Raw genomic sequence first — 24,053 nt, 5'->3', positions numbered from 1 at the left:
GGCCGCAAGACCTCTATCTGCGCGCTCAGGGATCTTCCGCCAGCTGTAGGGATCCCCACAACGAGGACAACGGCCCTGGCTTCTGGTCCGCGTTAGGTTTTGTAGCGCTGAACAGTTCAAGCTGCTCGGCCTGGCTGATCACGGGTGGCAATCCCTGGGGGAGCAGTGAAGCGGAGGAGAGCGCTGCAGGGCGGGCCTTCAAGATCAAGGCCACTCCAGGCGGGACAGGCGCCATCAGGGGCGGGACTTCAGACGGCAGTGGCCCCAGAAAAAACAGCAGATTGGCGGCAGCTGCGTCGCCAGCCGTGATCCATCGCCAACCACCAACCACGGTTCCGTCCTGGCGCTGCCAGATCAGGGGCGGCAGCGGACCCGGCTTGGCGGGGTTCGGTTGCTTGGTTAGTTCTGCAGGCTTGGTTTGTTCTTCTGGCAGGGTCTGGTCTGCTGGCTTGGCCTCACCAGGCAGCTTCAGGGTCAGGCCCTGGGCCAGCAGGGCTTCCCTCAGGGGAAGCAACCATTCATCCCAGGCGCTGCGGTCTTTGCCGACAGCAAGCTGGAGATCCAGAGAGGCCTGAAACGGGCCGCTCGGCAGGGGCTTGATGCGTAACACAAACGGCGTCGCAGCCAGGCGCTCCGAGAGCGCAGGGCTGAGCCCGTAGCGCTCGCTCAACGGTTCGCGGATTAATTGCCGGGTCAACAGGTCCTGAACCAGCAGGTCAAGCCGTTCACCGCGCACGTCAAGCAGCAGGGAGGGGGCAGGGGAGGGCTTGGGGCCGCAGCCAACGGCGATGGCAGGGGCACTGGGGAGCTGATCGGATCCACCGTTGCGCTGGATTCGCCCCGCCAGAGCAGTCCCGAAGCGTCACTGTCGAGCGTGAGGCAGCCCTGCTGATAACGCTGCAGCAACGGGGCAAGGGGACCAGCCAGCTGGGCCATGGCCGTGTTGGTCCAAGCCACCGCCTGGCCGGAACGCAAGCGATCAACACAACGCTCCTGCAGACCCTGGGGAGGGCGCCGGCTGAGACTCAGCTGCTCTTCAAGCACTTGCAGGGTCAGCGGATCAGGGGCGACCACCACCAGGTCATCGACACGCAAGCTGTTGGCCGGCAACGGGCCCGAAGGAGCAACCCCGAAAGTCCGGCTCGGCATGGCCAGAAAGGGCTCGGCCTGGTCACCATCGGCCGACCAGAACAGCCACCAGAAGCCCCGTTGCCGTCCCCAAAGCCGGGGGGCGAGGCTGGGACCGAGTCGCTCGCCCCAAAGGGCCGGCACCAGACGCTGGGGACCAGCCGCAAAGCTCTGGATCAGGGCCGATGCGCTCATCAGCCGCTCAAGACCGGCGGCGTTGGAGCGGGGAAACCGCTGCAACTGCAGAGCTGGTAGTGCAATCAACAGCACCACCAGAACAGTGGTCACCGGCAGGAGCGCCTTCCAGGGGAGGCGGGGTAGCCGGGGTAGCCGCTTCCAATTCTTAGCAACAGCCAACAGGCTCACCGGCGTTTTGGCGTGGCTTTGTTGCGTCGACGACGATCACGCCATTCCACAACAGAGAGATACACCACACCCCCGGTGACGAAAACCAGAAGAGACGAGGCCACCGCAGCGAGTGCTGTCGATCCAGCGAAGGAGAGCTCAGGCATCCTGAAGTGAAGGAGCGTCGGCTCAGAAGTTGATGCTGCCGTCGCCGTTGCGTCCCCACACCACCATGGCGATCGAGAAGCTGAACAGGGCGGCGAGAGAAGCCCAACCCAGGGTGATCAACATAACGGTGCCCTTTTGGCTTGCTGAGGCAGCTTACCTAGGCTTGGGCCTGCCTCGATCCTCCATGCCCAGAACCAGCAGCAGCTTCAGCCATCCAGCAACAGCAACAGCAAGTGCGACAGCGACCCCGACCCGTAGCCAGCCAGCCCTCGCGGGGGTGCGGCAGCAACAGCCCTATCCCCACTTCAAGGTGGTGGTGCTCAACGACGACGTGAACACGTTTCAGCACGTCGTGGAATGCCTGGTGAAAATCCTTCCCGGAATGGGTTCGGATCGGGCCTGGGAGCTGGCCCATCAGATCGATCAATCAGGCTCGGCGGTGGTCTGGTGTGGTCAGCAAGAACAGGCCGAGCTCTACCACCAGCAACTCGGCGGCGAGGGCCTCACCATGGCTCCACTGGAGCCGGCCTGAGGCAAGCCAGCTAGCGTTGGACTTTGTGGGGCAACGGGATGGGCCGGGTGGTGATCACCCACAGCACCTACCTTGAAGGGCTGATTCCGCTGCTGAAAACCCTGGCGACCAGACCCGGCATCGAGACGGTGACCCCGGCGGTGATCTGTCGGGTACGGGGACGCAGCCCCCGCCTGCGGCTGAGGGTATCGACGCCGATCACCGGTGGCTACAAGCTGGTGGCCCGGCGGGCCAGCTCAGCCCAGGAGGTGTTTGTGGTGACCAGCTGGGACAAAGAGACCCTGCAGCTGGAACTCGACCGGCTGGCCCACTGAGCCTGGAGCTGAGCTTGGATCAGTGGAGGGCTGAGCTTTGAAAAGGCCGAAATAGGAAAGGGGTGAACCGCTGTGCCGTCTTGCCCCAGGTTTCGACCTGGATGAACCAGGGGAGAGGTCAAAGTGGGGATCCGTGTCCGGCTACGAGGCCGGCTTACTGCACCGTCACGACAGACCTCCCACGTCGAAGAGGGAGTCAGATCAGAAAACTGTGAAAGGCAGTCACCAACACAGCAGCTCACCATCATCTTAAGCCTTTTCGCCCGGAAGGGGCCACAACGCCCTGACCTGCTTAAGGCGCCTGGCGGCCTCGGTGGTCCGCTGTGCCGGGTCCGTTTCCTTCAGGGCCAGGGTGATGTGACCCAGCTTCCGGCCCGGGGTCGAACCCGGCTTGCCATACCAATGCAGGCTGGCCCCCGGAAGGGCGGAAAGGGCCTGGCGTTCGCTCTGGTAAGTGCGATCAGAGCTCTCGTAGCCCAGCAAATTGACCATCAGGGCAGCGGGCAGCTTCAGATCGGTGGGGCCAAGGGGCTGACCACAGACAATCCGCACCTGCTGGGCGAACTGGCTGGTGCGTGCCGCTTCGATCGTGTAGTGACCGGAATTATGGGTTCGGGGCGCGAGCTCATTGATCTGCAGCCCGGCCGGTCCGTAGAAAAATTCGATCGAGAGCACGCCGGCGTAATCCAGGGCAGTGAGCAGCGAGACCGCCACGTTGCGGGCCCGGGCCTGCACGGCCTGGCTGATGGCGGCTGGTGCCAGCACCCAATCGCAAATGCGCTGGTGCTGGTGGGTCTCCACCACCGGGAAGCAGGCCACGGTTCCACGGCGATCACGGCAAGCCACGATGGCCAGCTCCTGATCAAAGTCCACAAATTCCTCAAGCAGCCAGTCGGCCGGCTCGACCCGCTGGAGCAGGGCCTTCAGTTCTTCGCTGTTGGTGATCGGCTGGGTGCCGCGTCCGTCGTAACCGCCGGTGGCGGCCTTGGCCATCAACGGGAAATCAAACCCCTCCGGCAGGCGCGGCGAGGGAGGCGGAAGCGGCGGTGAAGAGGGCGGAGCCTGGCCGGAGCGGGGCACAGCCGCCAGGCTGACCTCCTGCGGTTCAGGAGAAACGAGCACCTCCTCCAGGGGAATCCAACGGGGCGACGGCAGGTTGAGGCGGATCAGCAACTGCCGTTGCTCACGCTTCGAGACCAGCGGCCTGAGGGCCTCAAGCCGGGGCACGAAGGCGACGCCATCGGCCTCCAGGGCCGCGAGAAGATCAAGATCCAGCCACTCATTCTCAAAACTGATCGCATCGCTTCGGGCGGCCAGGGTGCGTGTGCCCTCCGGGTCATCAAGGGGGGCCAGCACCGTGCTGGTGGCCAGGCGGGTGGCCGGGTCATCGGCCTTGGGGGTCTGCACGTGCAGCTCCACTCCCAGCGGACGGGCCGCCTCTGCGAGCATCAGGGCCAGCTGGCCACCGCCCACCACACCGATGCGGCCGCTCATGGCCTCATCCCGCCCAGGCTCAACATGGTGTTCTGGCAATCAAGCAGCTTCGCATCCGCTCCATCCTGCTGCCCCGTGCCAGCTCAGGTGAGGCCCCGATCACCAGCTGCCAGGAAGCGCACCAGGCTGAACACCATCACGATCAGGAACAGCGCCAGACCAATGGTGCAGGCATAACTGATCTCCAGCTCGCTGAAGGCCTGGTCGTAGACGTAATAGACCAGGGTTCGAGTCGAGTCGGCCGGGCCACCCTGGGTCATCAGGAACACCTCTTCGAACACCTTGGTGGCGGCAATGGAGGAGATCACCATCACCAAGGTGAGATAGGGCCGCAGCAGCGGCAGGGTGATGTCCGTGTGCCGCCGCCAGCCTTCGCTGCCATCGAGGGCCGCCGCTTCATAGAGCTCAGGCGAGATGCCCTGCAGGCCGGCCAGAAAGATCACCATGTAGTAACCCAGGCCCTTCCAGAGGGTCACCAGGATCACCGAGGGCAGCGCCAGCCATGGGCTGGTGAGAAAACCGATGGGGGTGAAGTCGTTCCCGAGCAGGGCAGCCAGCCAGCCATTGATCAGGCCGTTCTCGGCATAGAGCCAGCGGAAGGCGATCGACGCCACCACGATCGACACCAGCACCGGCGTGTAGAAGGCGGCGCGGAACCAGTGGATCCCCGGCAACTTCCTGTTCACCAGCACCGCCAGGGTGAGCGAGCCGAGCACCACCGGTGGCACCACGCCGATCAGATACAGGAAGGTGGTGCCGAGCACCTGGAAGAAGACCGGATCGCTGAGCAGCCGGCGAACGTTGGCCAGCCCCACGAACCGCAGCGGCTCACTCATGTCGAGGCCGGTTTCGGTGAAGCTGATCAGCAGCGCCATGGCGGCCGGCACCAGCACCGATAACGCCAGCAGCACCAGGGCCGGCAGCAGAAACAGCCAGGCGATGGTCCCCCGCCCCAGGCCCCGCCGCTGGCGAACGGGGAATGATGGGGGGGCGGCTGCGCGCGTTGGAGTGCTTGACATGGAGCCATTGTGCGAGATCCAGGTGTGACGTCCACGCCACAGGCCAACCCGCAGGAAATGCTCCGGCGCGTGTTCGGCTACAACGCCTTTCGCGGCCCGCAGCAGGAGATCGTCGAGCACGTGATCGCTGGCGGATCGGCCCTGGTGCTGATGCCAACGGGAGGCGGAAAATCGCTCTGTTATCAGGTGCCCGCCCTCTGTCTGCCGGGGCTGGCGGTGGTGATCTCACCGTTGATCGCCCTGATGCAAGACCAGGTCGAAGCCCTGCGCCAGGCGGGGGTGCGGGCCGCGGCGCTGCATTCGTCGCTGAATGCTGAAGAGAGTTCAGCGGTGTGGCGAGCCCTGCAGAGCAACGAGCTGGATCTGCTCTACGTCTCACCGGAGCGGCTGGCGGCTGGCGACCTGCTCGATCGCCTCGGCCAACACAAGCTGGCCCTGTTCGCCATCGACGAAGCCCACTGCGTCTCCCAATGGGGCCACGACTTCCGCCCCGACTACCTGCAGCTCAGCGAGCTGGCGGCCCGCTTCCCCGCCGTTCCCCGGCTGGCACTCACCGCCACCGCCGACCCCCGCACCCGCGCAGAGATCGTGACGCGGCTGGGCCTGGAGGCGGGACGGGTGTTCACCGCCAGTTTCGATCGGCCCAACATCCGCTACCTGCTGCGCAACAAGGACGACGCCAAAGCCCAGCTGCTCGCGTTCCTCGGCGACTACCGCGGTGAGGCGGGGATCGTCTACGCCCGCTCGCGCAGCCGGGTGGATCGCTTCGCCACCGAGCTGCGGGCGGCCGGCCACGACGCTGTGGCTTATCACGCCGGGCTGGAGGCGGGGCAACGCGCCGCGGCGCTCGATCGCTTCCGGCGTGAGGCCGGGGTGGTGGTGGTGGCCACGATCGCCTTTGGCATGGGCATCGACAAACCCGATGTGCGCTTCGTCGCCCACGTCGACCTGCCCAAGAGTCTGGAGGCCTACTACCAGGAAACCGGCCGCGCCGGCCGCGACGGACTGCCAGCAGTGGCCTGGATGGTGCATGGGGCAGGCGACGTGCCCCAGCTGCGCCGCTTCATCGACGACTCCGGCGCCGAGCCCGCCCAGAAACGCCTGGAGCACAGCAAGCTCGAAGCGCTGATCGGCTTCACCGAAGCGGCCGGCTGCCGGCGCCAGGTGCTGCTCGCCCACCTCGGCGAAACGCTGGCCCTGCCCTGTGGCAACTGCGACCGTTGCCTGGAACCCCAGGAGCGGCTGGACGCGACCGTGCCAGCCCAGAAAGCCCTCTCGGCCGTGTTCCGCACCGGCCAGCGCTTCGGCGCCGCCCATGTGGTGGATGTGTTGCTCGGTGCCAGCACCGCCCGGCTCCGCTCCCTGGGTCACCAGCAGTTGAGTGTGTACGGAATCGGCAAGGAACTCGACCAGGGCCAGTGGCGCAGCCTGCTGCGCCAGCTCACGGCCGAAGGCTTGCTCGAACCCGTGCCCGATGGCCATGGCGGCCTGCGCTGGGGCCCCGAGGAGTCGGTGCGCGCCCTGCTGCGCGGAGAACGGCGGCTGGAGCTGCCCTTGCCGCCGCCCCGCAAGGAGCGTCGTCGTGCCGCCGCCCGCTCAAGCGATGGGGCCAGCGATCCATCGTTTGCCGGAGCAGGGCCCGGAGCCGGAGCAGGGCCCGGAGCCGAAGCAGGGGCCGGGGCCGATGCCGCTCTGTTGACGGCCCTGAAGGACTGGCGACGCCAGCAGGCGCGGGAGCAGGCCGTGCCGCCCTACGTGGTCTTCCACGACCGCACCCTGGTGGAGATTGCCGCCAGCCAGCCGGCCACCCTCTCAGCGCTGGCGGGAATCAGCGGGATCGGCAGCGCCAAGCTGGAGCGCTACGGGGAGGCGGTGCTGGCCGTTCTGGCCGGCTGGCGGAGCAGCGATGCCGCGCAACCGGGGCCCTAGCCTCGCCTTCACGCCCTGGGTTCGCCGCGATGACCACCACGCTTGCCGGCTGGGCCGTTGAGCCAACGCCCGGCGGTTTCTGCGAAATCCAGGTGGATCTGGCCAGCAACCCCTATGCGGTGGTGATCGGCGCCGGCAGCCTCGGCCAGCTCGGAAGCGAAATGCAGAAGCGGGGTTTCAAGGCCGGCAGCAAGGTGCTGGTGGTGAGCAACCCCGCGGTGGAGGCCCTGTACGCCGAGCCGCTGCTGGCGGGCCTGAATGGAGCGGGATTCGAGACCAGCTTGCTAGCAGTGCCGGCAGGGGAAGACCAGAAAACGCCCGCCACGGTGGCCCTGATCCACGACGCCGCCTTCCAGCGCCGGCTGGAGCGTGGTTCTGTGATCGTGGCCCTCGGCGGCGGGGTGGTGGGCGACATGGCGGGCTTTGCTGCCGCCACCTGGCTGCGGGGTATCGCCGTGGTTCAGGTGCCCACCACGTTGCTGGCGATGGTGGACGCCGCGATCGGTGGCAAGACCGGGGTGAACCACCCCGGTGGCAAGAACCTGATCGGCGCCTTCCACCAGCCCCGCCTGGTGCTAATCGATCCGAGCACCCTGGCCAGCCTGCCGGCCCGGGAATTCCGGGCGGGGATGGCCGAAGTGATCAAGTACGGCGTGATCGGCGATCCCGAGCTGTTCGCCGCCTTGGAGGCGGCCCCCGATCTCTCCAGCCGCGAGGCGGTTGGGCCGCTCTTGCTGGAGACGCTGCTGGAGCGCTCGGCCGCTGCCAAGGCCAGGGTGGTGGCGGCCGATGAACGGGAAGGCGGTCTGCGGGCGATCCTCAACTACGGCCACACCCTGGGCCACGGGGTGGAAACCCTCTGCGGCTATGGAACGTTTCTGCACGGCGAAGCGGTGGCCCTGGGCATGCTGGCCGCCGGCGATCTCGCCGTGGCGATGGGCCTCTGGACAGACCACGACCAGGCCCGCCAGCGTGCTGTGATCGCCAAGGCGGGCCTGCCGTTGCAGCTCCCGAAACTCGATGCCGGCGCGATGCTGGCCACCCTGCAGAGCGACAAGAAGGTGAAAGACGGCCAGCTGCGCTTTGTGCTGCCCACCGGCATCGGCCAGGTGGTGATCCGCAGCGACGTGAGCGCTGCGCACATCCTCCAGTTGCTCAACCGCCCGGAGGCCTGAGCCGCATGGAGGCCTGAAGGCCCCGGTCAGTTCCGCTCGAACAGCCCCTGGCCATTGGTGTGGAGATTGTCGATCCGAACCCGGACGGCCCTGCCATCGGCGCCGGGGCTGAAGACAACGGTGCTGGGACCCCCAGCGTTTTCGCCCTTGGGCTGATAGCTGAAGCTGTCGCCGCTGAGGGGGGTGAGCGCAAAGTTGAGGGGCTGAGGGCCAAGCTGCAACACAAGACCGCCGGCTTCGGCGACAACCGCAATCGGACCGAAAAAGGCATTGGCATAGCGGCCGCTGTAGGCCGAAGCGGGCCGCGGCGGCAGGGGATCAGCAGGCATGACGACTGCGGGATAGTCCTGCGCAAGGATTGTTTTCAAGGCCGGGTTGATCAGGGGGAAATAATCGAGGCGAGGCTGTCCGAGCGTGGCCAGGTCGAGGAAGGTGAGGGCGATGGTTTCGGGCACGCCGATCGGAGCGCTGTTGCTCAGTACGACGATCCCCAGGGATTGCTGCGGCAGCAGGTAGACGGCTGTGGCGGCGCCGAGGTTGAACGCGCCTGAGTGCCCCAGCTGAACCGCTCCTTGATCGGTGGTGCTGATGTTCCAGCCGAGGCCGTAGAGCCCGGCATGGTCGACGGCGGGGTTGGCCGGCGGTTTGCTGATCGACTGGGGCCGGTGGGTTTCAGCCAGGGCGCTGGCTGCAACCAGCTGCCGGCCGTTGACGCGCCCATTGGCCAGCTGCAACCGCAGCCACTGGGCCAGATCACGCACCGAGGCACTGGCACCACCAGCGGGTGCCTGGGCATCGGCGTTGCGCTGGTAGCGGGCCACCCAGCCATCACCTGTGGCGGCGTGGAGGGCGGCTCGGTTGCTGAAAGCCAGCAGGTCGGCATGGCTGGAGCTGCTCCGGGTCATGCCCAGGGGGCGATACAGACGCTGGTTGGCAAGCTCAGCCCAGCTCAGACCTTTACCAACGGCGGCCGCCTCAGCGGCGGCCGTGAATCCGAAGTTGGTGTAGGCGTAGTCGGCGCGGAAGCGGTTGCCGATTGGCAAAAAGCGCAGGCGCTCAAAAATCGTGCCTCGATCAAATCCGATGTCTTCGAGGTGGTCACCGGCGTGGTCGGGCAGGCCACTGCGGTGCGAAAGCAGGTCGCGGAGTGTCACCTTGGCGGCGATGGCCGGCTCACCGATCCGGGCCTGGGGCAACCGCTTCACCACGGCCTCGTCCCAGCTCAGGCCGCCTTCCCCCACCACCGAGGCCACCACGGTGGAAGCCAGGGGCTTGGAGAGTGAAGCCAGCTGAAAAACAGTGTCGGCATCAACGGAGCCGGGCTTGCCGACCTCACGTACGCCGAAGCCCTTGAGATAAACAACGCGATCATCGTGAACCACGGCAATCGCCAAGCCGGGCACGCCGGTCTGGCGCAGCAGATCGGTGGTGAAGCGCTCGAGCTGGGCCAAGGCTGCCTTCAGCCTGGCGGAATCAACCTTGTCTGAGGCCGCCTCCGGGGAGGCCTTCAGAGGGGACGCCGGCATGGAAGCCACAGACCCCAGAGCCGCCACAGAAGGAACCAGCACCGAGGCCGCCGCCAGGCCTATGGCAAGCAGAATCCGCCGGAGGGTGTGCCGGCCGCGCTCGGGCATGATTGGAGCGGATCGGCATTTCACGATGTTGATGCCTTCGGGCAGGGGCTCTGGGTGGTGGTTCACTCGGAGCCTTTCCATTGACAACTTCACTGACAACCTCACTGGCAGCAGCCGAAGGGCTTCAATCCGAGTATCCCTTGTTCTCGCCATGGTTTCCCCGTAATGGTTTCTTTGCCATGGTTTTCTCGCCACGGCGGGTCGGTCGCCAAAAACCTCCAACCTGCTCCATGGGGAGTGATGCTGATTTCGGGAAGTTCAGGCGTCGTTGACCATGGAACGGCCAAGCTGTTCGGCGATAGGCCAGTGGATTGAGCAAACTGTTGAGTGACTGGCCTGTTGTTTGCCCAGACTGTCTGTTGAACCGCGCTGTTCGTTTGACCAGACTGTTGCGTAAGCGAATTGTTGAGCAGCTGAACTGATGGAGCGGCTGAGTTTGTTGAGTCTTCGAATTGCTGAAATCCTGAACTGATGATGCCCCAGGTTCTCTCCAGTAGGCGCGACCAGCTGGTCGCCCAAAAGCCCCAGGTCAAAGCCTCAGGCGCCGATCCATCGCCAGCGTCGACCTTGCCGAATGGCAAAGGCTTCGGCTTCGGCCGCCAGGCCGCTGGGCCCCAGGCCAGCCGTGGCAAGGGGCGCAAACGCAAAGGCAGTGGCCTGGCGGCCGCCGACCGCTCTCCCCTGGGCAAGAGCCCGGATCTTGAAGCCCTGGGCGCGCGCCAGTTGCTCGGGCTGGCCCTGGCCGGTCGCTTGAGCGTTACCGCGGTGACCCGCGCCTGGAAGCAAGCCGCAGCCTCTCACCACCCCGACCGCGGCGGCGAGCACACCACGATGCAGGCCATCAATGGTGCCCGCGATGCCTTGTTGGGACGAAGCTGAGCCTCAAACGCCCGCTCACTCCTACGGAACCTGCAGTTGCAGCAGAAATCCGCGACGGTCGTGAAAATCCGCCTCGGGGCCCGCGTGCGCCAAGGCCCAATAGCTGAGCGTCTCGCCTTTGTGCTCCAGCACTGCGGTGACAGCCATGTCCAAGGCCTGGGCTTCCCCAAACCAGGGGGCCAGATCAAGGCTGAGATCCACGCTTAGCAAGCCAGGCTGACGTTTCACCTCTGAGACAACCGACCGACAACCGGTTTCAGCTTCCAGGCCGGCGCGATAGCCAGCGAGGCGATACACATTCCAGTCGCCTGATGGCGACAGGTTCACTTCCCAGTAAGCCGGTTGGCCTGCGTGGGCGACGAAGGCTTCGAAACAGGTGCTCTGCCACAGCTGATCACGGCGCCGTGGCTGGCCCGCCGGCGGGGGCAGAACCAGCTGATCCATGGGTCCGGCCAGGCGGTAGCGAATCTGCAGCCGTCCGGGGAATCGGCTGATCCAGGCCTCCAGCGAAAAAGCCTCCGCATCAGCGGAGGCCTCAAAAGGATGGAGCGACCGGTGCTGCCGGCTCATCGCAGGCCGTCAATGATCGAGCGGATCGCGGTTTCCTGCTCTTCGATGCTTGCGGTGAGCCTGAACTGAACCAGGGCACGATCCAGATTGTGGCGCGGATAGCGGGTCTTGAAGTAGGTGTTTCCAGCGAGGTAATCGGAGAAGAAGCGCAGGCCGAGCTCCAAGGGGATCAGGCGAATCGCGGCATAGAGATAGTCGTAGTCGGTGGGGGTGAGGAAACTGCCAGCCGCCGCCGCGTAGCCCTGAAGGATCGCGTCACACAACTGGGGGTCAAAGCGCACGGCGGCCCAATCGCTTGTTTCCTCCCCCAGCGGGTTGCAGCAGGAGCGCAGACAATCGCCGATGTCGTAATGCACCAGGCCTGGTTTGACGGTGTCGAGATCGACCAGGGCGATCGCCTCACCACTGGCCACGTCCATGAGCATGTTGTTGATCTTCGGGTCGCCATGGATCGGCCGCAGGGGCAGGTCTCCCCTCGCCTTGGCTTCCTCCAGCACGGCCACACCCCACTCGCGCTCGCCCACGAACGCACGGCAGAAGGCCACATCTGGATCGTCACTGATCGGGCCAGTCCCCAGCACCGCGTGGTACTGCTCCAGGTAGGTGGGGGTGATGTGAAAGCCCACCAGGGTGTCGGCAAGCCCCTCCACAGGCAGGTCGCTGATCAGGGCATGGAACAGGCCCAGGCCATGGCCCACTTCGCGGGCCTGGGCGAGTCCGTCGATGGTTTCAAAGGATTCGGAGTTAGCCACGAAACTGACCAGGCGCCAGAAGGAGCCGTCCGCTTCCAGCCAGGACTGCGTTCCCTGGCGTGCGGGCAGGATCCGCGGCACCTCCCAGCGACGGCCCCTCAAGCCTGGGAACCCCTGCCGCAGGCGGCGCTCCACATGGGCGCTGAACTGGACCAGGTTGCCCATGACCAGCTCTGGCTGGGGGAACACCTGGGTATTGAGCCGTTGCAGCACGAAGCAGGGGGATTCGCTTCCTTCCAGCCTGACCCGATAGGTGTCGTTCACCTGGCCATTGCCAAGCGGTTCGATCGCCGCGACAGGGGCGTCCAGCAGGAATTGGGCGGCAATCTCCGCCAACTGCAGACCCTCAGGCATCTTCGGGGATCAACACGGTGGTGTGCAGGCTGTCGGTGCCGAGGTTGTGGGTGATCACCCACACCTGCAGGTCTTTGGCGACGGTGTAGACGCTGCGTAGCCGCCCTTGCTGGTGGTAGGCGGCACGGACGTTGTCGCGGGCATCACGGGCATCCACTTCACCCCAGTCACCGCGCCGGTGGCGGGCCACCAGACGCTGCAGGGTTTCGGCGTCAACCCACTCCCGCACGACGGGCTCGACATCCACAGGGCCAATCACCAGACGTGCTGCCATCGTCTGAGCGTAAGCAATGCGATTGGCGCCTCTTAGCTTGGCTGCGGCATGATCCTGCCCCTTCAGATTTGAACTCCATGACGATCAGGCGGCGCGATCTGATGCTCGGCAGCCTGGCGGCGGGCTTTGCCCTGGCGGCCGGGCCCGTCGCCGCCAGCAGCTTGAACACCCCAACGGCGGGGCTGATCAGCGGCTTTGTCTCGATTCCGGTGGGCGATCGCACGATCCCTGCCTATCGCGCCATGCCTGGCTCTGGCCGGGGCTTCCCGGTGGTGCTGGTGGTCCAGGAGATCTTCGGGGTGCATGCCCACATCCAGGATGTCTGCCGGCGGTTGGCGCAGCAGGGCTACCTGGCGATTGCCCCCAGCCTGTTCGAGCGGCAAGGCGATGTGTCGGGCCTGCCTGATGTCGCCTCGATTCTGCCGGTCGTGTCGTTGGTGCCCGACGAGCAGGTGCTCGCCGACCTCGATGCCACGGTGGCCTGGGTGGGCGCCGATGCCAGGGCCAACGTCTCCAGGCTGGGGATCACGGGTTTCTGCTGGGGGGGACGCATCACCTGGCTCTATGCCGCCCACAATCCCCGGCTCAGGGCTGGCGTGGCCTGGTATGGCCGCCTGAGCACCCCGGCCACCACCCTGCAGCCGCTGGTGCCGCTGGCGCTGACAAGGCAATTGAAAGCGCCGGTTCTCAGCCTCTACGGCGGCAGCGACGACGGCATTCCGCTTGAGGCCATTGAAGCGATGCAGCAGGCGCTCAAGGCCGCAGGCAGCAGCAGCGTGATCGTGATCTACCCCGACGCGCCCCACGGCTTTCACGCCGATTACCGCCCCACCTATCGCCCCGAAGCGGCGGCCGATGGCTGGCAGCGTCTGCTGGAGTGGTTCAGATCCAACGGCGTCTGAACCGGGCCATAGGGTGGCCGGCACATCACCTTGATCAGGCAGCTCCGATGGCTGGCCCCAATTCGGCTTCCATTCGTGCAATGGAACGGGCCTCCAGGCGGCAACGAAGGGGTTCCCTGAAGCGAACACTTCTGGCCGCCTTGATCAGTGTGGTCCTGATGCTCTGGGGGATAGGGCCATCGTTGGCGGAACCAGAAGCCGGCAATGCGACGGCCGCCAAGCCCTGGTGCGCCAGCACGCCGGAGTGGATCACGCTTGGAGGAAAGCGTGTGGCCGAAGTTCGGGGGGCTCCAGGAACCCAGAACCCCAAAACACTGGCCGAGAACGCCTCAAAACGGCTGACCAACGTTGCTAATAACTTTAATATTGACCCGGACCAGATTAGTATTTATGAAAATCCGCCGTATACGATTATTGGCCTTAAACAAGGCGAAACCCTGGTGGAGGGAATGGCGATCGATGATCGGATCGCCGCCTGTTTCGGTCAACCACGCCAGGCCGTCGCAGCCGATTACCAAAAGAGCTTTCGCCGCGCCATTGTGCGCTACCGCCAGGACAACAATCTGGCCTCTTGGCTAAGGGGAACGGCCCTGGCCTTGCTTGTTCTCGGCATTTACATCTTTTGGCTGCGGTTTCAGCTTCGCCTTAATCGATCGCTGAAGTTCTGGCTGGCGTCCCAGAGGAATAAACAACTGCTGGGCCTGCGCCTTGCCGGCAATCAGGTTCTGGATCCAGGTCAGTCGAGCCAGGTGCTGCAGCTGGCGCGCAGGATTGTCCATTGGGGCCTGCTCTCGCTGATCAGCTATCTGCTGATTCCCCTGCTGCTTGGTTTTTTCCCGCCCACCCAGGCCGTTGCCGAAGGCCTGCGCGGTCAGATCCTCGGCTTCGTGGGTGGATTCATCGCCAACGTGCTCACGGCGATTCCCAACCTGCTCACCGTGGCTGTGATTCTGGTGATCACGGTGCTGGTGATCCAGGGCAGCAATTCCTGGTTTCGGGCCCTCGGACGGGGGAACTTGCGTGTGCCGGGCTTTTATCCGGAATGGGCTCTGCCCACTGCCAGGCTCTTGGGCATTTTCATTACCCTGGTGGGAATCGCTGTGGCCTTTCCCTACCTGCCGGGCTCCGACAGCCGAGCCTTCCAGGGGGCCGGCCTGCTGCTGGGTGTGCTGGCCGCTCTTGGCTCCAGTGCCGTGGCCACCAACATCATCAGCGGCCTGATGTTGATCTATACCCGCGCCTTCCGCGAAGGCGACCGTGTGGAAATCAATGGGGTGGTGGGAGTCGTTCAGGAACGAGCCCTGCTGGTGACCCGCCTGCAGACGCCCCGCAATGAGCTGGTCAGCATCCCGAATGCCACGGTGATCGGCGCTTCGATCGTGAACTTCAGCTTCTCGAGACGGGAGATCCAGCAGCCGGTGGCGCTGGCCACCACGATCACGATCGGCTACGACGTGGCCTGGCGCCAGGTGCAGGCGCTGATGCTGGCAGCCGCCCACAGCGTCGATGGGATCAGCAAGGAGGTGAAGCCCTACGTGCTGCAAACATCCCTGAATGATTTTCACATCAGCTATGAGCTAACCGTGTTCATCAGCGAACCGGGAAGCTATCGCGAGAATCTTTCTGGCCTGCTCGGCGCCCTACAAGATCAATTCGCTGCCGCTGACCTGGAGATTCTCTCGCCCGGTTATCACGCCATTCGCAACGGCAATGCCAGCACGGTGCCGAAGGCGCCGAAGGATGGCGCCGCCATCAGCTAACCGGACCCTCAAGGTCGCAGTGGCGGCCCATCCCAGAAATCAGAACATTGATCTATCTCGAATATTGATCGACCTCTGAACGCACGAAGATCTCTGTGCGGCCGTGGCGGCGAAACCCCATCGCGGCGTAAAGCCCTTCAGCGTTGTCTCCGGCCTGCAACAGGGTGAGGCGTGCGCCGCGGGCTGCACCGGCGGCGATTGCTGCTGCAGTGACGGCCCGAGCCAATCCACACCGCCGCCAAGCCGGCAGGGTTCCCACCCAGAAAATCGCGCCCACTGATCCGACCACCACCGAGGTGGCCACCGCCAACAGCTCTCCGCCGTGGAGAACGCCATAGGTGAGTGGGGAACCGGCCGTGCCGGATCCGAGCAGGGCTGCGGCGGCGCGTGCTCCAAAGGCCTGAGGTGCGCCGGTGCTGACGGAAGCACAGACGGCGTAGGCCTGCCGGAACGACGGGCCGAGCGGCAGCAACTCCGCCCCAGGCAAGGCCGCCGCCAGCCGTTGACCAGGGTTGGGCGTCGTCGCCAGTAACGCGGCCGTCGGTGCCGCCATCAGGGCCGCAGCGGCAACGGGTCGGTAGCCAAGAGCCAGCAGGTGCTGGCCTTGCTCAAGAGGTTGCTGATCAGGCCAACACAGCCAACTGCAGGGCACTCCCCGAGCATGGAAGTGACCGGCGATCTCAGCCAGACTGGCGTAGTTCCAGTCTGGCCCAGCGCTGAGAACCGTGTTGGCGCAGGGATGGGGGATCCCACTGGCGAACCAGCCCGCCTCGCCCTGCTGAAACCAGGAACCATCCGACTCGCCCAGACAAGCGAAGCCATGGCCCATCAACTGCCTGGAGAGCTCAACGAGGGTCATTGGCGAAGGCGGCCGGACTGCCAACTCAACATTCACCCGCCTGGGACGGCGTTGCGCGAGAGTGAGTCACTGCTACCGGAAGCATGGCGCGATTGATGCTGGTCTTGAAGCCCAGCGACCAGACCAGCGGTGACACACTGATCCCCCGCCTGCTACCGGCCCTGGCCTTGCTCGGCACGGAGATCGACAACCAGGGGTCCCACCACCTCAGCGGCGTGGTGAGGGTTCCGCCCCAGGGTTTGGTCATTCAATTGTTCGCCGATGTGCAACCCCAGGCTGATGGCCCCGAACTCGATGTGGTGCTGATGAGCGGCGAGGCCATGACCAAGGGAGCACCCCAAACCCTCCAGGCCCTCGCCAACTTGATCGAGCTGCTGCCGGAGCACGCCGCCGAGCTGGAGCTGACGTTCCGCTCAGACCGGGACGGCCCCCTGCCGCGCCGGGAGCGCACACCCATCCCGGTACGGGGTTGAGACCTGGATCCTTGCTGGAACGCGTGGAGCTCGTGATCGCCAGCGGCAATCCCCACAAGATCGCCGAGATCGCGGCGATGCTTGAGGTGGTCGATCAGCTGAAGCTGCTGTCCCAGCCCGATGGTCTCGACATCGAAGAAACTGGAATCACGTATGCAGAGAATGCCCGCCTGAAGGCCGAAACCGTGGCCAAGATCACTGGCCGCTGGACACTCGCCGATGACTCCGGCCTCTCGGTGGATGCCCTCGGCGGCGCCCCGGGCGTGTATTCGGCCCGTTACGCCGGGAGTGATCCTGAGCGGATCAGCAGGCTGCTTGCTGAACTGGAGGGCAACCCCTACCGCAGTGCCGCGTTCCATTCCGCCTTGGCCCTGGCAGACCCGACCGGAGAGATCGTGCTCGAAAGCGAGGGAGTCTGCCGGGGAGAGGTTCTGGTGGAGCCCGTCGAGGCCGCACGCAGCTATGGCTACAACTCGGTGTTCTACGTGCGAGAAGCCGGCTGCACCTATGCCGAGATGAGCGACCATCAATTGAGCAAGCTGGGCAGCAGGGCCAAGGCGGCCCGGTTGCTCGCACCAGCTCTCCGGGAGCTGCTTGGGATCAAGACGGCCTTCAGCGGTTGATGATCTCGATGGCCCTTAAGGCTGCTGCTGCCGCCTCGTCGACATCCCCTTCACGGCCCGCCAGCGTCAGTCGTCCGTAGGCGCCAACGGCCTTGACATCCACCACAGTGATATTCGACGACTTCTCCGCTTCGTTAGCGGCGATCAACACATAACCGGCCGGTTCTGTTTCAAGAATGAACATGCTCATCCCTGACTGAATCATCGAACCGCGCCGGTTCTGGCGGTTGATCAACACGGCGTGATCAGGCGTGATGGCGCGGATGATTTCTGACCAGGTGACTTCGCATTGGCTGCGGTGCTCAAAGGTGGTTCCCATCGCATCGAGAACCGATTCCCCCGAGAGCAACACACTGCTCTGATCGCGGTGATACAGGGCCAGGGAGCCGAAGGCTCGCTCCACCACCTTTTGACCGAGCCGCACGGTGCTGGCCTTGAGGGCGATGTCGGTCAAGCGGTGCACCGCCATCCCCGGGGCGACCTCCAGCCAAAGACAAGCGTCGCCAGGAATCGGCAAAAAGCCCTGGGAGACAGTGCCCATGTAGGCCGCCAACTGGGGCTGCAGGGAATCCAGGAAGACGTAGGCGCGCAACTCAATGGCTGGCCCCCGCTGAATCCGGGCGCTACGGCTGCCGGTCAGCGGCGTGGAGCCGAATCTTGGGTTGGCGTTCGGCTGGCGTGGATCAATCGGCTGGCGTGGATCAGTCGGCAAGCGAGGATTAAGTGGGTTAATCCTTGGCGAGCGGGGCATCAAACCAGACCTGAAGGAGGGGAGTGTCTTGCCTGCATAGAACAGGTCAATTCCCCAGCGGGACTGGGTTTTCGAGGAATTGAGTCGATCCTACCGTTTGGCTTGCATGGCCCCGTTGTGGCTGCCCAGGCGAGACCACCAAGAGTGCACCATTCGCGCTCATGACCCTTGCGATCCCAGGCAGACCCGATAAGTTCCAGCTCAGGGTCGACGCAACAAAAGCCGTGGTCTCCAAACGCAGTACACCGACAACCGCCGCTGACGCTGTAGCGGCATACAGTGGGGAGCAATCATTTTCTGATTGGATCACCGAAGCGATCGATCAGGGCGTGAAACCGGAGCAGGCCCTGGCCGTTGTGGGTCTGGGCCTGATGCGCGGGATGGGGGGCTCAGGCCTTGCTGAACCCGTTCTCGATGCAGATTTCAGTACGCATGAGGCTCCCCTGTCCGTTCAGGCGATCAAAGCCCGGCTTGAGTCCATTGCCTTGGCGATCGAAACGGGTGCTCCGCTGACCACCCAGGAGGTCACGGTACTGATCGGCGCCAGGCCCGGCAGCGCCAAAGTTCGCCGCGCCGGCGTCGTGGCCGAGCGAATCAGTCGCAATGTCTGGCAACTTCGGCACTCGCGCAACCAGGAGCGCGAAGCGGCGAGCACAGGCTTCAGTGAAGGATTTCGTCGTCGCCTCTGAGTTTTTGTCTGAACGGGCACGCCAGTCTCCGGTCTGATCTGTTGCGTTTGGTGCTGGCTACGGCTGGTCAGCTCTGATCATGGCTATCAAGGAGTCACCGGCGCGCCCTCCACCCCGCCGGCCAAGAGAACGGTCCGGGGCCTTGATGGTCACAACCACTCTCCGGGAAAGCCCCCGCCAGCCGCTCGGGGGCTTTTCTGTGTCCAGCCATGGCTGTTCAACGCGCACCGACACGCTTCCTCCCGCCCCTTGCCTCCATGGCCACCACCACGCAGTTCCATCTCTCTTTTCCGGTGACCGACCTCGACGCCACAGAGCGCTGGTATGTGGATGGACTCGGTTGTCAGCGCGGCCGGCGCAGCCACGAAGCTCTGGTGCTGGGCCTTGGCGGTCACCAGTTGGTGGCCCACCTCGAACCGGCCGCGCTGGCAACCCAGCGCGGCGTTTATCCCAGGCATTTTGGCTTGGTGCTGGCTGAGCCCGAGGAGCTGGCCAACCTGGAGGAACGGGCCAGGGCGCAGGGCCTGCACTTCGGAGCCCAGCCACGGCTGCGTTACCCAGGCTCACCCCTGGAACATCGCAGCTTTTTTCTGATCGACCCTTCCGGCAACTGGTTGGAGTTCAAGCATTACCGCCACCGAGAGGCGATCCTTGGCGCCAGCAATTTCCAGCTGGTGGGTGAAAAAACCGATCCTACCGCAACCGACTGAGCCCGCAGATGGCTGAAACGCAGATCGCTGAAACGCAGATGCAACGGCTGATCGACCGGTTGGGGTTGATGCCCCACCCGGAGGGGGGCTTCTACCGGGAACGGCACCGCTCCAGCCTCAGCGTGCGGCGCGCCGACGGCAGCGAACGTGCGGCCTTCACCGTGATCGACTTCCTGCTGCCAGCCGGTGTAACCAGCCGCTGGCATCGCCTGATTGGGGCGGAGGAAAGCTGGCACCACGCCGGTGGCGCAGCACTGATTCTCTGGCGTGGTGAGGCGAAACTGAAGACTCCATCCACAAGCGAAGCCTTAGCCCTGCGGCTTGGTCCTTTGGACTTGGACCACCCGGATCAATATCCAGTGCAGATCATCGAACCAGGTTGCTGGCAAGCGGCCCGCAGCCTGGGGGACTGGAGCCTGGTGAACTGCTGCGTCGCGCCAGGCTTTGAGTTCACTGACTTCGTATGCCCTGAAGTTCAGAAACGATCCACGTTGTAGATCGCCATCCGCGCAAAACCCACCTGCTGGCCGACCGGATTGGGGCCAGCGGGAAATGCCCGCACCGCGAACTGATAGATCCCCGCAAAGGAGGGATTGTTGAACGGCCTCAGAACCACCGTAACGGTCTGTCCCGGGGAAGGCGGGTTAGGGAAAAGGATGCTGAACTCTCGCCGTTTTTCGTCAAAGCTGGCCTCCACCGCAATGGCAGCCTGTTTACGGCGAGGTTCACCGAGGAAAGCCCGACTCTGGTTCACAGCAAAGGGAAACGTCCAGTCTGATCCTGTGGTCTGCTGAATTTCAACCCGCCCCAGCCCAGCGCCAGCCTGCTCCGGCATCACGATGGTGAAGTAATACTCCGCTCCGTTAGCCATCACGGTGGTGTAGTAATTACGAAACGTCAGGCTCCAGGGCGGAGTCTGGAAATAGGTCATGCCGCGCAGCTCAACGGCCCGCAGCGGCAGCATCAACGAGAGAGCCGCAAGTCCGGCTATCGCCAAGACCCTGGCCTTGGCGATAGCCCGAGCCCGCAGCCTTGGGGACACTGGCTTGAGTTGCAGGGGAGAACGTGTCATCGGAAATCGGCGCGAGCAGCACCGAAGGGCGAATCTGACTTTGATTGAGGCTGTCACCCAGCCGGTGAAGCAGTCGCGAGATCAGTTAAGCGCTTAAAGGCAAGCGGGTCCTGATCACGGCGGTGACGGCTGGGCAGGGGAACCGCGGCAGGGGCTGCGGAATCATGAACACGCGGATCGCTGGCAGCCGTCTGCGTCAGGGCTTGGCGCAGGGCCCGGGCCGCATGCAGGGACATATCTCGGGGAACGCTGATCCGATCGCGCAGGTAGAGCAGTGCAGCCGCCGATCCAGGTGGAGAAGAACAGTGATGGCCCGTGATCATTGTCGAGAGGGCAGAGCGCAGGGCCAGCTCAAAGGGCTCTCCAGCCCAGGGGTTCACGCTCAAAATGGCCTGCCTGTGGCGCAACACGCGCGCCAGAGCTTCGGCCGGCGCATCATCCGAGGCAGGTTGGGATGTCTCAGGATCGTCGGGCATGGCCAAGGGCCAGGGACCTTGGTCGACCCGTTGGCTGCAGGCCTGCTGCGCCGCGCCGCCGCTGGGATAACAGCCGCCCATCTGTGGGGGCAGATCGTGGGCATGGGTATGAAAATCGCTCTGGGTTCCACGATAAGTGGGGCGCTCCTCCATCGCCTCGAACCAAGAGGCGATGGAGGCGTGGCGTTGCCTGAGGGAATAGCCCTTGTAGTAGTAGAGGCTCGCGTTCATCCGCTCGATGTAGGGCGTGAAGATCAGATCGGCCGTGCCAAATCGCTCCAGGAAAAAGGGGCCTGGTGTGGCTTGCAGCACCTCGTCCACCTGCTCGGCGATCCGATCGAACTGCCGCTCGGCAACAGCTTCGTCCCGTTGTTGCCAGTGCGAGACACACAGCCATTGGCACCAGGCCCGGAACAGGGTGCGCTCCAAACGGCGCAAAACAGCCACAGCAGGGGATTTCATCCGATCGCCTAGGGGCCCGAACGTCGCTTCAAGAGCCAGAAGGATGTCATCGCTTTCGGTGATCAGACGGCCATCAAGGGCAAGGGCCGGCAACATGCCGGATGGCACCAATTGTTTGAACCAGCTTTCCTTTTCGCCATAGCAGAACATCGTCACCTTGCCGATGCGGTAGGGAATCCGCATCTCCTCCAACCAAAGCCAGACCTTCTGGCAATAGGGGCACCAGGCGTGGTGATCGCGGTAAAGGACAACCCGCACATCAGCTTCGCTCTGTCCAAACAGACGCAGGCGGGCCTGGGCATTGGTGGGTCCGTTGATCCGGTCCGCTTCAGCCAGCGCCAGGCCCTGCAGCTCTTGCCAACTCAAAGCGGACATGGAGCCTACAGAAACGTCGTCGGACAGGCCTGTGGGCACTTCTGTTGGCACTGCGTTGGATACCGGTTCGGACACGCTGTCAGGAGCCAGGGGATTCCAAACTAGGCAAAGTCCAGGGATGGCAAACAGGGGTCACCATGGGCGAGCAACAGCTCCAGCTCGCGGGCTGTAACGGTAGATACCTAGCTTGGAGGTTCAGTTCAGTCATCTGAATGTTCGACGCTTTCACCAAGGTGATCGCCCAGGCTGATGCCCGCGGCGAATTCCTCAGCTCTGCCCAGATCGATGCCCTCGGGGCAATCGTTTCCGACAGCAACAAGCGGATGGATGCGGTCAACCGCATCACCTCCAACGCTTCCGCTCTCGTCACCAACGCCGCTCGCGAGCTCTTCGCCCAGCAGCCTGCTCTGATCGCTCCCGGTGGCAACGCCTACACCCACCGACGCATGGCCGCCTGCCTGCGTGACATGGAGATCATCCTCCGCTACGTCACCTACGCCGTCTTCACCGGCGACGCTTCCGTACTGGAAGACCGCTGCCTCAACGGCCTGCGCGAAACCTATCTCGCCCTCGGCGTCCCCGGCGCTTCAGTTGCTGAAGGTGTCCGCAAAATGAAGGACGCTGCCCTCGGCCTCGTCAACGACCGCAACGGCATCACACCCGGTGACTGCACCGCACTCGCTTCTGAAATCGGCACCTACTTCGATCGCGCTGCCGCTGCTGTCGGCTGAGCGCAGTCTGGATCGCGCTAACCGCTCCGTAAGGGGCGGTCTTTTTTTATTCCCACAGAACGATTGGCCTCGCTGGCTGAGAACGACTGCAAAAGCGGACATCGTGGAATCCCCGAATCGCTTAGGAAAGGCCTGCAGCCGCTTCCAGCCTTCGCCGGCGGCGCAGAAGCGGGCACCAGACTTTTCACAGTCATCATGGGCTCTACATTTCAGCAGACCAGCAAAGCGCCCGCGAAGGGGGCAAGTGACCCACTACCACACAGGATGAGATGAATAAAAGCACGCTGAGAAGTGCCTTTAGACGCTGAATCGCTCCTCATAAATTGAGGAGCGATTCAGTAGATCGGATCAGAGCGGGGACCTGCTAATTGTAAATAAAATCTTTGAACATCCTCTTGATCATGGAAATACGTGGGAAAATAGATAAATAGCCTGGTAGTTTCAAAACTACAGAAATGAGCAGGCTGCGGATCCGTGCAGATGCAGCCATTTTTTAACCTGCCCGACCATCAGTCAGCCAAGGAAGGTGCATTGCGGAAACATCTCGACAGCAAGATGGTGATGCGCTGGTTGCCCCTCTATGAGCTCTGTCTCTATTCGGGAAGTTGCAACCGGGCGGCAGGGTCATCCTGCTACTCGCAGGCCACCTTGAATCGGGCCCACCGCTCCGTTGTTCAGCTGCTCGAAGAAGCCGAAAGCAAACAGCTTGCGAACCTCCTGGCAACCCTTCGCACAACAGCCCAGCAACTCCGTACCGCCGAGGACGGCTGCCGCCTCGAAGTCGATGATTTCATTCCATCGTTGTTGGTTGGCCATGGTCTCCAAGTCGAGAGCTGGGTCAGGAAAACAGCGGACCTCTCCGCCAGTCTGGTCCTGATCGGAGATGGAATTTGTGATGCCTTCGTTGGATCGCTCTATGAACTTGGAATGGAGGACAACAAGAAACTGCTTGAGTTCCAGGGCAAGCGATATGTGGCCCAAGCGCTGACTCGTGTTCCGCTCTGGGGTGTCGGTCCGGTGGATGTCCCTTTCAACGAAGCAGCGGAGACCAAGATTCTCTCTCTGGAGGGTGGCCTCAGCCATCCCCGCCTGCTGCGTCACCTTGAGAGCCTCGGCTATCGAATCCAGACCACCTCGGCACGTCGGAAGGAACGGCAATATCAGCCCATGGCCCACCTGGTTCACCATCTCAGGCTGCCCCTGCAACCACTGTCCGGGCAGTTCTGTGTGATTGAGCCCAAACCGATCGATCACGATGTGATTGGCCTCGTCTACAGCGCGAGCTATGCCGAAGAACAACCCTATTTTCATTCCTTGATGGAGCAACTCGCCAACCAGTTACGCCAAACACTGGCTGAACAATCTCGTGCAGCCGACATGATCATGAAGCTCAACGGCGGCTGAAGATCCTGCTGGGTTGTGTCGTTCTGCTCCATTCTTCCCCAACCAACCGCTTGGCCTTTCGGCTGGACGAGCCGAATCGCAGATGATCCGTCTTATCCTCCAGACGAGCAGACAGAGTGTGAAGATGCCTAAGGCAACATTCCGTTCAATGCTAAAGGTATCCACCAAATTGGAAACCAATCTTAAGAAGCCAGGCCGG

General features: G+C 63.8%; 28 protein-coding genes and 1 other RNA gene. 14 read left to right on the top strand and 15 right to left on the bottom strand.

Annotated elements, in window-relative coordinates:
• Positions 1–25: 25 nt before the first annotated feature.
• From ACXMDM_RS09550 to petN, 3 genes are all read right to left on the bottom strand, one after another.
• Entirely contained in the window at positions 26–697 is a 672-nt protein-coding gene (locus ACXMDM_RS09550) for a hypothetical protein (RefSeq protein ID WP_499569496.1), read from the bottom strand.
• Positions 694–1,416 carry a hypothetical protein gene (locus tag ACXMDM_RS09545; RefSeq protein ID WP_499569494.1) on the bottom strand — a complete coding sequence of 241 codons (723 nt, stop codon included), beginning with the start codon at positions 1,414–1,416 and terminating at the stop codon, positions 694–696. Before ACXMDM_RS09545 ends, ACXMDM_RS09550 begins: the two co-directional genes overlap by 4 nt.
• A 246-nt stretch (positions 1,417–1,662) precedes the next feature.
• On the bottom strand, positions 1,663–1,764 hold the full coding sequence (gene petN / locus ACXMDM_RS09540; RefSeq protein WP_071801536.1) for a cytochrome b6-f complex subunit PetN: 102 nt from the start codon (positions 1,762–1,764) through the stop codon (positions 1,663–1,665).
• Between the two features lie 61 nt (positions 1,765–1,825).
• Between petN and clpS the strand changes: the two genes are divergently transcribed.
• Entirely contained in the window at positions 1,826–2,173 is a 348-nt protein-coding gene (clpS, locus tag ACXMDM_RS09535) for an ATP-dependent Clp protease adapter ClpS (RefSeq protein WP_071801535.1), read from the top strand.
• A gap of 38 nt (positions 2,174–2,211) precedes the next feature.
• Complete coding sequence (locus ACXMDM_RS09530; RefSeq protein ID WP_071801534.1) at positions 2,212–2,487, top strand: DUF2103 domain-containing protein; 276 nt, start codon at positions 2,212–2,214, stop codon at positions 2,485–2,487.
• Positions 2,488–2,547: 60 nt separating this feature from the next.
• Here ACXMDM_RS09530 and ssrS read toward each other — a convergent pair.
• The 3 genes from ssrS to ACXMDM_RS09515 all read right to left on the bottom strand — a co-directional run bounded on the left by ssrS (position 2,548) and on the right by ACXMDM_RS09515 (position 5,000).
• Positions 2,548–2,730, bottom strand: a non-coding RNA gene (gene ssrS, locus ACXMDM_RS09525) — 6S RNA.
• A 6-nt stretch (positions 2,731–2,736) separates the two neighbouring features.
• Positions 2,737–3,981, bottom strand: coding sequence for a 5-(carboxyamino)imidazole ribonucleotide synthase (locus ACXMDM_RS09520; RefSeq protein WP_071801533.1), 1,245 nt, complete (start codon positions 3,979–3,981; stop codon positions 2,737–2,739).
• A gap of 83 nt (positions 3,982–4,064) precedes the next feature.
• Positions 4,065–5,000, bottom strand: a complete 936-nt coding sequence (locus ACXMDM_RS09515; RefSeq protein ID WP_083544678.1) for a carbohydrate ABC transporter permease — start codon at positions 4,998–5,000, stop codon at positions 4,065–4,067.
• Positions 5,001–5,057: 57 nt separating this feature from the next.
• Between ACXMDM_RS09515 and recQ the strand changes: the two genes are divergently transcribed.
• Together recQ and aroB are read left to right on the top strand one after the other, a co-directional pair.
• Positions 5,058–6,929, top strand: coding sequence for a DNA helicase RecQ (recQ, locus tag ACXMDM_RS09510; RefSeq protein ID WP_071801532.1), 1,872 nt, complete (start codon positions 5,058–5,060; stop codon positions 6,927–6,929).
• A 29-nt stretch (positions 6,930–6,958) separates the two neighbouring features.
• Positions 6,959–8,104, top strand: a complete 1,146-nt coding sequence (gene aroB / locus ACXMDM_RS09505; protein WP_071801531.1) for a 3-dehydroquinate synthase — start codon at positions 6,959–6,961, stop codon at positions 8,102–8,104.
• Positions 8,105–8,130: 26 nt separating this feature from the next.
• Here aroB and ACXMDM_RS09500 read toward each other — a convergent pair whose 3' ends face one another.
• Positions 8,131–9,738 (bottom strand): serine hydrolase, encoded by a 1,608-nt coding sequence (locus ACXMDM_RS09500; protein ID WP_071802275.1) that lies wholly within the window; start codon positions 9,736–9,738, stop codon positions 8,131–8,133.
• A 471-nt stretch (positions 9,739–10,209) separates the two neighbouring features.
• Between ACXMDM_RS09500 and ACXMDM_RS09495 the strand changes: the two genes are divergently transcribed.
• Positions 10,210–10,617, top strand: coding sequence for a molecular chaperone DnaJ (locus ACXMDM_RS09495; protein WP_233830755.1), 408 nt, complete (start codon positions 10,210–10,212; stop codon positions 10,615–10,617).
• Between the two features lie 21 nt (positions 10,618–10,638).
• Here ACXMDM_RS09495 and ACXMDM_RS09490 read toward each other — a convergent pair whose 3' ends face one another.
• Genes ACXMDM_RS09490 through ACXMDM_RS09480 form a run of 3 tightly spaced genes read right to left on the bottom strand, consistent with a single transcriptional unit; the run spans position 10,639 to position 12,567 of the window.
• The gene (locus tag ACXMDM_RS09490) at positions 10,639–11,187 is read right to left on the bottom strand and encodes a DOMON-like domain-containing protein (RefSeq protein ID WP_071801530.1); all 549 of its coding nucleotides are present in this window, start codon (positions 11,185–11,187) and stop codon (positions 10,639–10,641) included.
• Complete coding sequence (locus ACXMDM_RS09485) at positions 11,184–12,293, bottom strand: phosphotransferase enzyme family protein (protein WP_071801529.1); 1,110 nt, start codon at positions 12,291–12,293, stop codon at positions 11,184–11,186. Before ACXMDM_RS09485 ends, ACXMDM_RS09490 begins: the two co-directional genes overlap by 4 nt.
• Positions 12,286–12,567: a hypothetical protein gene (locus ACXMDM_RS09480; RefSeq protein ID WP_071801528.1), complete on the bottom strand. Its 282-nt coding sequence runs from the start codon at positions 12,565–12,567 to the stop codon at positions 12,286–12,288. The genes ACXMDM_RS09485 and ACXMDM_RS09480 overlap by 8 nt, the downstream gene beginning before the upstream one ends.
• A 77-nt stretch (positions 12,568–12,644) precedes the next feature.
• On the opposite strand from ACXMDM_RS09480, the gene ACXMDM_RS09475 reads away from it, so the two are divergent.
• Together ACXMDM_RS09475 and ACXMDM_RS09470 are read left to right on the top strand one after the other, a co-directional pair.
• Complete coding sequence (locus ACXMDM_RS09475; protein WP_071801527.1) at positions 12,645–13,469, top strand: dienelactone hydrolase family protein; 825 nt, start codon at positions 12,645–12,647, stop codon at positions 13,467–13,469.
• Positions 13,470–13,549: 80 nt separating this feature from the next.
• Positions 13,550–15,229 (top strand): mechanosensitive ion channel family protein, encoded by a 1,680-nt coding sequence (locus tag ACXMDM_RS09470; RefSeq protein ID WP_083544556.1) that lies wholly within the window; start codon positions 13,550–13,552, stop codon positions 15,227–15,229.
• A gap of 52 nt (positions 15,230–15,281) precedes the next feature.
• Here ACXMDM_RS09470 and ACXMDM_RS09465 read toward each other — a convergent pair whose 3' ends face one another.
• Positions 15,282–16,088 carry a GNAT family N-acetyltransferase gene (locus ACXMDM_RS09465; RefSeq protein ID WP_071801526.1) on the bottom strand — a complete coding sequence of 269 codons (807 nt, stop codon included), beginning with the start codon at positions 16,086–16,088 and terminating at the stop codon, positions 15,282–15,284.
• 95 nt (positions 16,089–16,183) lie between these two features.
• Between ACXMDM_RS09465 and ACXMDM_RS09460 the strand changes: the two genes are divergently transcribed.
• The gene (locus ACXMDM_RS09460) at positions 16,184–16,561 is read left to right on the top strand and encodes a hypothetical protein (RefSeq protein WP_071801525.1); all 378 of its coding nucleotides are present in this window, start codon (positions 16,184–16,186) and stop codon (positions 16,559–16,561) included.
• A 14-nt stretch (positions 16,562–16,575) separates the two neighbouring features.
• Complete coding sequence (rdgB, locus tag ACXMDM_RS09455) at positions 16,576–17,184, top strand: RdgB/HAM1 family non-canonical purine NTP pyrophosphatase (protein ID WP_083544677.1); 609 nt, start codon at positions 16,576–16,578, stop codon at positions 17,182–17,184.
• Here the strand turns inward: rdgB and ACXMDM_RS09450 are convergent.
• Positions 17,174–17,824 (bottom strand): BMC domain-containing protein, encoded by a 651-nt coding sequence (locus ACXMDM_RS09450; RefSeq protein ID WP_233831351.1) that lies wholly within the window; start codon positions 17,822–17,824, stop codon positions 17,174–17,176. The two genes, rdgB and ACXMDM_RS09450, sit on opposite strands and share 11 nt — an antisense overlap.
• 272 nt (positions 17,825–18,096) lie before the next feature.
• On the opposite strand from ACXMDM_RS09450, the gene ACXMDM_RS09445 reads away from it, so the two are divergent.
• The 3 genes from ACXMDM_RS09445 to ACXMDM_RS09435 all read left to right on the top strand — a co-directional run bounded on the left by ACXMDM_RS09445 (position 18,097) and on the right by ACXMDM_RS09435 (position 19,831).
• Entirely contained in the window at positions 18,097–18,624 is a 528-nt protein-coding gene (locus tag ACXMDM_RS09445; protein ID WP_233830752.1) for a DUF8679 domain-containing protein, read from the top strand.
• 257 nt (positions 18,625–18,881) lie between these two features.
• Positions 18,882–19,334, top strand: coding sequence for a VOC family protein (locus tag ACXMDM_RS09440; RefSeq protein WP_071801523.1), 453 nt, complete (start codon positions 18,882–18,884; stop codon positions 19,332–19,334).
• Between the two features lie 8 nt (positions 19,335–19,342).
• Complete coding sequence (locus ACXMDM_RS09435) at positions 19,343–19,831, top strand: cupin domain-containing protein (protein ID WP_071801522.1); 489 nt, start codon at positions 19,343–19,345, stop codon at positions 19,829–19,831.
• Here the strand turns inward: ACXMDM_RS09435 and ACXMDM_RS09430 are convergent.
• Positions 19,810–20,406: a DUF2808 domain-containing protein gene (locus ACXMDM_RS09430; RefSeq protein WP_071801521.1), complete on the bottom strand. Its 597-nt coding sequence runs from the start codon at positions 20,404–20,406 to the stop codon at positions 19,810–19,812. The genes ACXMDM_RS09435 and ACXMDM_RS09430 overlap by 22 nt on opposite strands.
• 53 nt (positions 20,407–20,459) lie before the next feature.
• Positions 20,460–21,719: a glutathione S-transferase family protein gene (locus tag ACXMDM_RS09425; protein ID WP_071801520.1), complete on the bottom strand. Its 1,260-nt coding sequence runs from the start codon at positions 21,717–21,719 to the stop codon at positions 20,460–20,462.
• Positions 21,720–21,931: 212 nt separating this feature from the next.
• Here ACXMDM_RS09425 and cpcB point away from each other — a divergent pair, with 212 nt between their 5' ends.
• Positions 21,932–22,450: a C-phycocyanin subunit beta gene (gene cpcB / locus ACXMDM_RS09420; protein WP_071801519.1), complete on the top strand. Its 519-nt coding sequence runs from the start codon at positions 21,932–21,934 to the stop codon at positions 22,448–22,450.
• 624 nt (positions 22,451–23,074) lie between these two features.
• On the opposite strand, the gene ACXMDM_RS09415 is transcribed toward cpcB, so the two are convergent.
• Positions 23,075–23,275, bottom strand: a complete 201-nt coding sequence (locus ACXMDM_RS09415) for a hypothetical protein (RefSeq protein ID WP_259723141.1) — start codon at positions 23,273–23,275, stop codon at positions 23,075–23,077.
• Positions 23,276–23,377: 102 nt separating this feature from the next.
• Here ACXMDM_RS09415 and ACXMDM_RS09410 point away from each other — a divergent pair, with 102 nt between their 5' ends.
• Positions 23,378–23,854, top strand: coding sequence for a hypothetical protein (locus ACXMDM_RS09410; RefSeq protein WP_145536762.1), 477 nt, complete (start codon positions 23,378–23,380; stop codon positions 23,852–23,854).
• Positions 23,855–24,053: the final 199 nt, after the last annotated feature.

The sequence above is a fragment of the Synechococcus sp. CS-603 genome, assembly GCF_977929215.1.
The sequence above is the reverse complement of the archived record's forward strand: the minus strand, read 5'-3'. Positions and strand labels throughout refer to the sequence as shown.

Coding starts and splice junctions, on each gene's coding strand:
- ACXMDM_RS09475 (WP_071801527.1), top strand. CDS start 12,645: ATGACGATCAGGCGGCGCGATCTGATGCTCGGCAGCCTGGCGGCGGGC.
- ACXMDM_RS09520 (WP_071801533.1), bottom strand. CDS start 3,981: ATGAGCGGCCGCATCGGTGTGGTGGGCGGTGGCCAGCTGGCCCTGATG.
- ACXMDM_RS09485 (WP_071801529.1), bottom strand. CDS start 12,293: ATGCCTGAGGGTCTGCAGTTGGCGGAGATTGCCGCCCAATTCCTGCTG.
- cpcB (WP_071801519.1), top strand. CDS start 21,932: ATGTTCGACGCTTTCACCAAGGTGATCGCCCAGGCTGATGCCCGCGGC.
- aroB (WP_071801531.1), top strand. CDS start 6,959: ATGACCACCACGCTTGCCGGCTGGGCCGTTGAGCCAACGCCCGGCGGT.
- ACXMDM_RS09460 (WP_071801525.1), top strand. CDS start 16,184: ATGCTGGTCTTGAAGCCCAGCGACCAGACCAGCGGTGACACACTGATC.
- ACXMDM_RS09435 (WP_071801522.1), top strand. CDS start 19,343: ATGGCTGAAACGCAGATCGCTGAAACGCAGATGCAACGGCTGATCGAC.
- ACXMDM_RS09425 (WP_071801520.1), bottom strand. CDS start 21,719: ATGTCCGCTTTGAGTTGGCAAGAGCTGCAGGGCCTGGCGCTGGCTGAA.
- ACXMDM_RS09470 (WP_083544556.1), top strand. CDS start 13,550: ATGGAACGGGCCTCCAGGCGGCAACGAAGGGGTTCCCTGAAGCGAACA.
- recQ (WP_071801532.1), top strand. CDS start 5,058: ATGCTCCGGCGCGTGTTCGGCTACAACGCCTTTCGCGGCCCGCAGCAG.
- ACXMDM_RS09515 (WP_083544678.1), bottom strand. CDS start 5,000: ATGTCAAGCACTCCAACGCGCGCAGCCGCCCCCCCATCATTCCCCGTT.
- ACXMDM_RS09410 (WP_145536762.1), top strand. CDS start 23,378: ATGGAGGACAACAAGAAACTGCTTGAGTTCCAGGGCAAGCGATATGTG.
- ACXMDM_RS09500 (WP_071802275.1), bottom strand. CDS start 9,738: ATGCCCGAGCGCGGCCGGCACACCCTCCGGCGGATTCTGCTTGCCATA.
- ACXMDM_RS09430 (WP_071801521.1), bottom strand. CDS start 20,406: ATGACACGTTCTCCCCTGCAACTCAAGCCAGTGTCCCCAAGGCTGCGG.
- ACXMDM_RS09465 (WP_071801526.1), bottom strand. CDS start 16,088: ATGACCCTCGTTGAGCTCTCCAGGCAGTTGATGGGCCATGGCTTCGCT.
- ACXMDM_RS09440 (WP_071801523.1), top strand. CDS start 18,882: ATGGCCACCACCACGCAGTTCCATCTCTCTTTTCCGGTGACCGACCTC.
- ACXMDM_RS09495 (WP_233830755.1), top strand. CDS start 10,210: ATGATGCCCCAGGTTCTCTCCAGTAGGCGCGACCAGCTGGTCGCCCAA.
- ACXMDM_RS09480 (WP_071801528.1), bottom strand. CDS start 12,567: ATGGCAGCACGTCTGGTGATTGGCCCTGTGGATGTCGAGCCCGTCGTG.
- petN (WP_071801536.1), bottom strand. CDS start 1,764: ATGTTGATCACCCTGGGTTGGGCTTCTCTCGCCGCCCTGTTCAGCTTC.
- clpS (WP_071801535.1), top strand. CDS start 1,826: ATGCCCAGAACCAGCAGCAGCTTCAGCCATCCAGCAACAGCAACAGCA.
- ACXMDM_RS09530 (WP_071801534.1), top strand. CDS start 2,212: ATGGGCCGGGTGGTGATCACCCACAGCACCTACCTTGAAGGGCTGATT.
- ACXMDM_RS09445 (WP_233830752.1), top strand. CDS start 18,097: ATGACCCTTGCGATCCCAGGCAGACCCGATAAGTTCCAGCTCAGGGTC.
- ACXMDM_RS09490 (WP_071801530.1), bottom strand. CDS start 11,187: ATGAGCCGGCAGCACCGGTCGCTCCATCCTTTTGAGGCCTCCGCTGAT.